Annotated in this window: 9 protein-coding genes; 3 read left to right on the forward strand and 6 right to left on the reverse strand. The window is 66.7% G+C overall.

The annotated features are described in order from the left end of the window. Positions 1-46: 46 nt before the first annotated feature. Positions 47-829 (forward strand): SDR family NAD(P)-dependent oxidoreductase, encoded by a 783-nt coding sequence (locus ON45_RS16445; protein WP_040495182.1) that lies wholly within the window; start codon positions 47-49, stop codon positions 827-829. Between the two features lie 3 nt (positions 830-832). On the opposite strand, the gene ON45_RS16450 is transcribed toward ON45_RS16445, so the two are convergent. Together ON45_RS16450 and ON45_RS16455 are read right to left on the reverse strand one after the other, a co-directional pair. Then, a complete protein-coding gene (locus ON45_RS16450; RefSeq protein ID WP_051063224.1) occupies positions 833-1,507 on the reverse strand; it encodes an NUDIX hydrolase in 675 nt (224 codons plus the stop codon). Continuing rightward, positions 1,504-2,004: a hypothetical protein gene (locus ON45_RS16455; protein ID WP_040495183.1), complete on the reverse strand. Its 501-nt coding sequence runs from the start codon at positions 2,002-2,004 to the stop codon at positions 1,504-1,506. The genes ON45_RS16450 and ON45_RS16455 overlap by 4 nt, the downstream gene beginning before the upstream one ends. Positions 2,005-2,073: 69 nt before the next feature. Here ON45_RS16455 and ON45_RS16460 point away from each other — a divergent pair, with 69 nt between their 5' ends. After that, positions 2,074-3,300, forward strand: a complete 1,227-nt coding sequence (locus tag ON45_RS16460) for a cytochrome P450 (protein WP_040495195.1) — start codon at positions 2,074-2,076, stop codon at positions 3,298-3,300. A 127-nt stretch (positions 3,301-3,427) separates the two neighbouring features. Here ON45_RS16460 and groL read toward each other — a convergent pair whose 3' ends face one another. From groL to ON45_RS16475, 3 genes are all read right to left on the reverse strand, one after another. Further along, a complete protein-coding gene (gene groL / locus ON45_RS16465) occupies positions 3,428-5,065 on the reverse strand; it encodes a chaperonin GroEL (protein WP_040495185.1) in 1,638 nt (545 codons plus the stop codon). Between the two features lie 62 nt (positions 5,066-5,127). Continuing rightward, complete coding sequence (groES, locus tag ON45_RS16470; protein WP_040495186.1) at positions 5,128-5,418, reverse strand: co-chaperone GroES; 291 nt, start codon at positions 5,416-5,418, stop codon at positions 5,128-5,130. Positions 5,419-5,624: 206 nt separating this feature from the next. Next, positions 5,625-5,909 carry a hypothetical protein gene (locus ON45_RS16475; protein WP_040495187.1) on the reverse strand — a complete coding sequence of 95 codons (285 nt, stop codon included), beginning with the start codon at positions 5,907-5,909 and terminating at the stop codon, positions 5,625-5,627. 186 nt (positions 5,910-6,095) lie between these two features. On the opposite strand from ON45_RS16475, the gene ON45_RS16480 reads away from it, so the two are divergent. Then, complete coding sequence (locus tag ON45_RS16480; RefSeq protein WP_148288733.1) at positions 6,096-7,499, forward strand: O-antigen ligase family protein; 1,404 nt, start codon at positions 6,096-6,098, stop codon at positions 7,497-7,499. 18 nt (positions 7,500-7,517) lie between these two features. On the opposite strand, the gene ON45_RS16485 is transcribed toward ON45_RS16480, so the two are convergent. Next, positions 7,518-8,069 carry a Maf family protein gene (locus ON45_RS16485; RefSeq protein ID WP_040495191.1) on the reverse strand — a complete coding sequence of 184 codons (552 nt, stop codon included), beginning with the start codon at positions 8,067-8,069 and terminating at the stop codon, positions 7,518-7,520. Positions 8,070-8,134: the final 65 nt, after the last annotated feature.

Raw genomic sequence — 8,134 nt, forward strand, 5'->3', positions numbered from 1 at the left:
CTGACCGTTACGTGACGGGTCTGACCCGTCACGTAACGTTGCTCGGATGCCCTCGAACGAACGTCCTGTCGCTCTGATCACGATGGCCACCGGCTACGTCGGACCGGCGCTGGCGCGGACGTTGGCCGGGCGTGGGTACGACCTCGTACTCCAAGGTGCCGCCGGCGACGACTCGATGGTCGGCGTCGAGCGATCGTTCGAGACCCAGGTTCCCGTACTCGAAGCACTCGGAGCTGCGGTCGAGACGGTCACCGACGTCGACCTCCGCACCGCCGAAGGCAATCGGGCCGTGGTGCAGGCGGCGCTCGATCGCTTCGGGCGACTCGACTCGGCGTGCTTCGTCACCGGCGTGATCATCGTCGGCAAGTTCCTCGACATGTCGAGCGAACACTGGGATCAGATCAAGCGGAACAACCTCGACATGGTGTTCCACGCGCTGCAGGCAACGCTGCCCCCGATGGTCGACGCAGGCGCGGGCCAGGTCGTCGTGTTCACCTCGGCAACCGGTGGACGTCCCGATCCGATGACGTCGATCTACGGCGGCACTCGCGCCGGAGCGAACGGGATCGTGCGCGCCGTCGGCCTCGAACACGCTCGCGACGGGGTCCAGGTCAACGCGGTCGGGACGAACTTCATGGACTTCCCCGGCTTCATCAAGGCGTCGGGCGCCGACGATCCCGAGCGCCGCAAGCGGATCGAGTCACAGACACCGATGCGTCGGCTCGGCACGATGGACGAACTGGCGAACGTCACCGCCGTCCTGCTCGACGGCACCAACCGCTTCCAGACCGGTCAGTTCTTCGACTTCTCCGGCGGCTGGGGCGCCTGAGCGCTACGGCTGGGGTAGCGCGGGGAGGGTCAGCAGGTCGACGAGGATGCGGGCGGTGGCACCCCAGACGGTCTCGTCGTCCAGGTGGAAGAAGTGCAGAGGACGGTCGAGCGGCGGCAGTCCCCATCGCTCCCGGTGATACGTATCGGGGCGCGTCAGTTCCGCGATCGGCGTCCACATGACCCGGTCGGCTTCAGCGGTCTGGGGCGACAACCCGATGCGCTCGTCGAGCGTGGCGACGACCGGCACGATGTAGCTCTTCGACACGATCGTCGACAGGTGTTCGAGCTCGCCGACCACCTTGGGGCGTTCCATCTCGAGTCCCACTTCCTCGTACGTTTCGCGCAGTGCAGTCTCGATCGGTGTCTCTCCTGGATCGCACCGCCCCCCGGGAAAGCTGATCTCGCCACGGTGGTTGCGCAGCAGCATGGATCGACGGGTGAGCAGCACCTCGGCACCGTGCGGACCGTCGGCGAGGAGCAGCAGGACAGCGGAGTGCCGGGCATCGGGGAACGTCGGCAGCAACGGCCCGGACTCTGCGGGGACCGCGTCGACGATCTCCGCGACGGTCCACGAGGCGCCGAGCTCCCATGGCGCGTCGAACTCGGTGACCGTGTTCGACGGCCGCGGAATCGATTGACGTCCACCCGGCCGGCGCGTCGGCACGGGATCGCTCATGACTCGTCGGTCCGACGATCGTCGACGACCGTCTTCTTCAGGCGTTTCGCAGCGAGGTAGGCCTCGGCCGCGGAGCGCCCCGCAGATCGACCGACTTCCTCGGAATCGGGCTTCACCCGTTCGCGTCGCCGTTGCTTGCGTTCGTCCTTCGTCGCGAAGTCGGTGTTCCACCAGACGAAAGCGAGCACGACGGCGAGCAGCGCCATCACGATGCGACCGTTGGCGTCGAGGTCGACCCACGGCTGCACCACCGCCGCCACCACGAGACCCATCACCACGAGATCGATGATGCGATGGACACGCCGATGGACGAGCTGGAACGCCGACGCGGGACCGATCGCGATCGCCGCGTTGATCATCACGATCGCACCGAGTACCGCCGGAAGGATCGGAGTCGGACTCCCGAAGCCCACCGACAGGAAGACCGCGGCGATCACGTACTCGACGACCTGATGCATCCAGAACGGACGCATCGCTCCATGTCCGAGTCGGGTCACCGCGCCGAGGGTATCGACGTTCACGACCGCCTGCCCTCCCACACGACGGCGTCACCTAACGTCGCGACCGTGCCCGCTCCGGACGACCACCTCGCCCGCTTCGACGTTTCCGATCTCGATCTCATCGCCGATCCCTATCCCGTGCTGAACGAGATCCGCGAAGCAATGCCGATCTTCTGGAACGACACCACGAACCAGTGGGTGCTCACTCGATTCGACGACATCTCGACCTCGCTACGTGATCGTCGGATGGGTCGTGCCTACTCCCATCGCTTCACCGATGCCGAGTTCGGTCGACCAGCACCGGACCCGCGCTGGGCGTCGTTCCACGCGCACGAACGATGGTCGCTGCTGGCGCTCGAACCGCCGGATCACACCCGCCTGCGCCGTCTGGTGCAGAAGGTGTTCACCCCGCGCGCCGTCGCGTTGCTCGCCGACGACATCCAGGCGGTGTCGGATCGCCTGCTCGACGAATGCGCCGAACGCAGCACGTTCGACCTGCTCGGCGACTACGCACAGCCGTTCTCGGTGGAGGTCATCTGCTCGATGCTCGGGATTCCGGTCGCCGACGCGCGATCCCTGCTCGACTGGTCTCACTCCATCGTCAAGATGTACGAACTCGACGCCGACGACGCCACCAAGCAGGCGGCCGACCGCGCGGCCGGCGAGTTCATCGCTTTCACGCAGGACCTGATCGCACACAAGCGACAGCACCCCGACGATCTGTTGGTCTCGGAACTCGCTCGGGTCGAGGACGAGGGCGACACGCTGACCGAACCCGAGATCGTGTCGACCACGATGGTGCTCCTCGAGGCCGGCCACGAGGCGACCGTCAACACGCTCGGCAACGGCTTCCGTGCGCTGATGCACCACCCCGACGAGTGGCGCCGATTGACCGCCGGCGAGGTCGACGCGAAAGCAGCGGTCGAGGAGTTGCTGCGCTTCGATTCCCCGTTGCAACTCTTCGAGCGTTGGGTGCTCGACGACGGCGTCGAGATCGCCGGGCAGCAGATCGACGTCGGCCAGGAGATCGCCATGCTGTTCGGATCAGCGCAACGTGATCCGCGACGTTTCGTGGAACCGGATCGTTTCGACATCGGCCGCAACGATCCATCGCACATCGGTTTCGGGGGCGGCATCCACTTCTGCATCGGCGCTCCCCTGGCCCGCCTCGAGCTCGCCACCTCGATCGCCAACATCGTCGCCCGCTTCCCCACGCTCACCCTCGCTGCCGAGCCGCGCTACCACCCCACCTTCGTCATCCGCGGCCTCGAGGAACTGATGCTGACCGCCTGAGCCGCGGCACCGGCCGCATCGCCCCCGGGACGCGGAACGGCCCGACTCGCACGAGGCGAATCGGGCCGTTCCGAAGTGATGGGGCCTGGTGGCCGGTGGGCGGATCAGTACGACCCGCCCAGCGGAATCACATCATGCCGCCCATGCCACCCATGCCGCCGCCGGGCATGCCGCCCATGCCGGCGTCGTCTTCGGGCTCGTCGGCGACGAGGCACTCGGTGGTGAGCACCATCGCAGCGATCGACGCGGCGTTCTGGAGGCCCGCACGGGTCACCTTGGCCGGGTCGATGATGCCCGCAGCGAGCAGGTCCTGCATCTCGCCGGTTGCCGCGTTCATGCCGTTGCTGCCTTCGGCTGCCTCGACCTCACGGACGACGACCGAGCCTTCGAGGCCGGCGTTGTTCGCGATGTTGAGGCCCGGGGCCACGAGGGCGGCCCAGACCGTCTTGGCGCCGGTCTTCTCGTCGCCTTCCAGCGAGTCGACGACCTTCTGCACGGCGCCGCGGGCCCGGATGAGGGCGGTGCCGCCACCGGCGACCACGCCTTCCTCGATGGCTGCACGGACCGACGACACGGCGTCTTCGATGCGGTGCTTCTTCTCCTTGAGCTCCACCTCGGTGGCGGCGCCCACGCGGATCAGAGCGACACCGCCGGCGAGCTTCGCGAGACGCTCCTGGAGCTTCTCACGATCCCAGTCGGAGTCGGTGTTCTCGATCTCGGCCTTGATCTGGTTGACGCGGCCGTTGATGTCGTCGGTGGTTCCGCCGCCGTCGACGATCGTGGTCGTGTCCTTGGTGATCACGACGCGCTTGGCGGTGCCGAGCAGGTCGAGCGTGACGTTGTCGAGCTTCAGGCCGACTTCCTCGCTGATGACCTGGCCACCGGTGAGGATCGCCATGTCCTGCAGCATCGCCTTGCGACGGTCGCCGAAGCCGGGAGCCTTGACGGCCGCGGCGTTGAACGTGCCACGGATCTTGTTCACCACGAGGGTGGCGAGTGCTTCACCGTCGATGTCCTCGGCGATGATCACGAGCGGCTTGCCGGTCTGCATGACGGCTTCGAGCGTCGGGAGCATCGTCTGGACGGTCGAGATCTTGGCGCTGTGGAGCAGGATGTAGGCGTCCTCGAGGACGACTTCCTGGCGCTCGGTGTCGGTCACGAAGTACGGGGACAGGTAGCCCTTGTCGAACTGCATGCCCTCGGTGAAGTCGAGCTCGGTGCCGAACGTGTTCGACTCCTCGACCGTGACCACGCCGTCCTTGCCGACCTTGTCGATGGCGTCGGCGATGACCTCGCCGACCGACGCGTCAGCGGCGGAGATGGTGGCGACGGACGCGATGTCCTTCTTGTCGTCGACATCGGTGGACTGCGCCTGGATCGACTCGACGGCGGCCGCGACGGCTGCCTCGATGCCCTTCTTGATCTCCATCGGGTTCGCACCGGCGGCGACGTTCTTCATGCCGGCCGAGACCATCGCCTGAGCGAGGACCGTGGCGGTCGTGGTGCCGTCACCGGCGATGTCGTCGGTCTTGGTCGCGACTTCCTTGACGAGCTGGGCGCCCATGTTCTCGAAGACGTCCTCGAGCTCGATCTCCTTGGCGATGGACACACCATCGTTGGTGATCGTCGGTGCGCCGAACTTCTTGTCGAGCACGACGTTGCGGCCCTTCGGACCGATCGTCACCTTGACGGCGTCAGCGAGCTTGTTGACGCCGGCTTCGAGTGCCCGGCGGGCCTCGTCGTCGAACTTCAGGATCTTTGCCATGTGGTTTCTACCTCTTTACGAATGTTTGGTTCTGCGAATGGTTTGGTTCAGCGAGGGTCGGCTCAGCCGACGATCGCCAGCACGTCACGGCTGTTGAGCACGAGCAGGTCTTCGCCGCCCGAGCTGACCTCGGTGCCGCCGTACTTCGAGTACAGGACGGTGTCGCCGACGCTGATTCCGACCTCGATCAACTCGCCGGTGCTGTCCGAGCGCTTGCCCGGGCCCACGGCGAGGACTTCACCCTGCTGGGGCTTTTCCTTCGCGGTGTCAGGGATGACGAGACCGGATGCGGTCTGCGTCTCGGCTTCTGCGGGACGGACCACGATGCGGTCATCGAGTGGCTTCAGGTTCATGTTTCATGCCTCCATTGGCAGTCATGTGTGGGAGATATTGCTCGCCCCGACGCTGACTGAGCGTCGGTCACAGCTTCAGGGGATACCCAACTTGGCACTCCCTGAAACCGACTGCCAATGCTAAACCTCCGTGTGACGATTGGCAACCGAAAGGTGAGAGTGCCAACGAGAGTTCGCGCGGCGGCCACCCTGTCGTCGGTTTCGTGTCACCGCGGACCCGGAGTCGCGGCTGAGGAGCACCCGCGCGTCATCAGTTCCTCGGAGAAGCCGACGAACGCGAACCCGACCAGGATGGAGATGACCCACGAGGACCCGAACGCGTCGAGGTTGTCGGAGGTCGCGGTGATCTCGGTGTACTCGACTCCGAACGCCTTGCCGAGCACGAACACCGACGTGACGTCGACGACGAAGGTCCCGAGGACGAGTGGGATCGACGGTTCGACCCGCGCCCGATCGACCTTCGTGTTGGGCACGCGGAGTCGGAGGTTCACCGGCGGCGACCATGCAGACGCTGCCGACGGAGCGCGACCCTCGACGTGTCCAACGACACCGCAAACTGATCTCGGCGAACGTAACAAATCGTCTACATTTCGGTTGCAATCCGGTCACAGGCTCTGCGCCCAGCGTGATGTCGTGACCGGTGACAGTGGGCGTCAGACGTGAACAGGCTGGTGGACATGAATACTTCGACAGGGTCCGTGCGGGCCCGGCTGGTCGATGCGACGGAGGGTCGTGTCGTCGTGGGTACCGCGGTCGTTCTCGCGTCCGTCCTCTTCCTTCCGGTGCCGGTGTGGCTGATCGTTCTCGTCGCGGCGATGACGAGTCGGCCGCACGACGACATGCGCAGCATGGCCGACCCGCACCTCTCACGCCCGACGCTCGGCCGCTGGATTCTCGTATCGCTCGTCTTCGTGGGTTCGGTCATGCTGGCGATGCTCGGCAAGCCACTCACCGGACACGGCGCCCAACTGCTGATCTGGTTTGCGCTGCTTCCTGCGATCGGCGTGCTGTTCTGGCTCCAGCGCCGCCGTGCACACACCATCGGCGCACTGTGGGTCGGCGCGACGGCCGCCGCCGCCATCGCCGGACTCACTGCCGTCGTGCAGGTCGGTGTCGTCGGCGACCCGCGGGCGACCGGCATCACCGCGAACTCGATCACGTTCGGCAACCTCGCGGTCGTCTTCGGCGTGGTCTCGGTGAGCCTGTATCGTCTGATCGACCTGCCACGTCGCATGACGCTGCCTGCCGCGCTCGGCGCCGGGGCTCTCGCGTTGACGGCAAGCATCCTGTCCGGCTCGCGCGGCGGGTGGGTGGCCGTCCCGGCGCTCATCGCTCTCCTCCTGTGGCAGGAGCGCGAGGAGTTGACGCCACGCCGGCTGGCGCGAGTGGCGATCGGACTTGCATGCGTTCTCGTTTTCGCGAACACCGTCTCGGACGGAATGCCGACGAGTCGCGCGTCGGCATCGGTGACGAACGTCTCCGGCTATCGGCCGAAAGCGCCGCAGTCGGAATCGGCCGGATCGTCCGAAGGCGCGCGGATCGAAGCATGGAGGTCGTCGGCCGAAGCATTCAACGAGCAGCCGGTCACCGGTCTCGGGTGGGGCAACCTCGCGACTCACTTCGACGGCGACGTTGCACGGGGCCTCCGCCACGAGCGGATCGCCACGTTCGACCATGCCCACAACCAACTCCTCGGCGCGGCGGCCAACGGCGGCCTGATCGGCGTGGGCGCCTTGATCGCACTGTTCGCCGTCCCGGCGGCCGCGTTCGTGCGCGCGATCCGCGGGACCGATCGGCGACGCCAGACGCTCGGCATCACGGGAATCTCCGTGCTCGGCGCCTACGCGATCTTCGGACTGACCGAGTCGGTGCTGGAGAACCTCACACCGGTCGTCGTTCTCGCCGTGCTCGTGGCGGCACTCTGCGCCGAGCTCGACCGCTCGGCATCCGGCTCCGCCGGTCCGTACGCCACGGAAGTCGCGGATCCCCGCTTCGTTCGACGCACCGACCTCGACCGTCACCGGCGACCGGTCGGTCCGCTCGCCCACCGCTGGACGCCACCGTTCCGGCCGCTCTTCTGACGCCAACGCTCGGGTGCGTCAGGTGCGTGCGGTCGTCGAACGCAGCATGGCGACGGTCTCGGCGAGCGGGAGGCCGATCACGTTGGTCACGCTGCCGTCGATCCGCTCGACGAATCCGGCTGCGGCTCCCTGGATGCCGTAGGCACCGGCTTTGTCGTCGGCCTCTCCGGTTGCGAGGTACCACTCGATCATGTCGTCGGTGAGGTCGACGAACGTCACCGATGTGCTGACCACGATCGTCTGGCTGTCGTCGCCGAACACCACCGTCACACCGGTGTGCGCGTGGTGTGACCGTCCCGACAGCAGTTCGAGCATCCGACGGGCATCGTCATCGTCGACCGGCTTCTCGAGGATCGTGCCGTCGACCTCGACCGTCGTGTCGGCAGCGATCACCGTCTCGCCCGGCTGAGCGACGGCCGCAGCCTTCTCGATCGACAGTCTCCGGACGTAGTCGATCGGTGCTTCGGCGCGACGCGGTGTCTCGTCGATGTCGGCGGGCCGGACCTCGAACTCCCACCCCGCTCCGGCCAACAGCTCGCGCCGCCGCGGCGATCCCGATGCCAGCACCACCGGCCCCGTTCTCGTGAACAGTTCCGGCGCCCCGTGCGCGAACTGTTCACGAGAACGCTGCGTGG

Source organism: Ilumatobacter nonamiensis YM16-303 (assembly GCF_000350145.1).
GTDB lineage: Bacteria > Actinomycetota > Acidimicrobiia > Acidimicrobiales > Ilumatobacteraceae > Ilumatobacter_A > Ilumatobacter_A nonamiensis.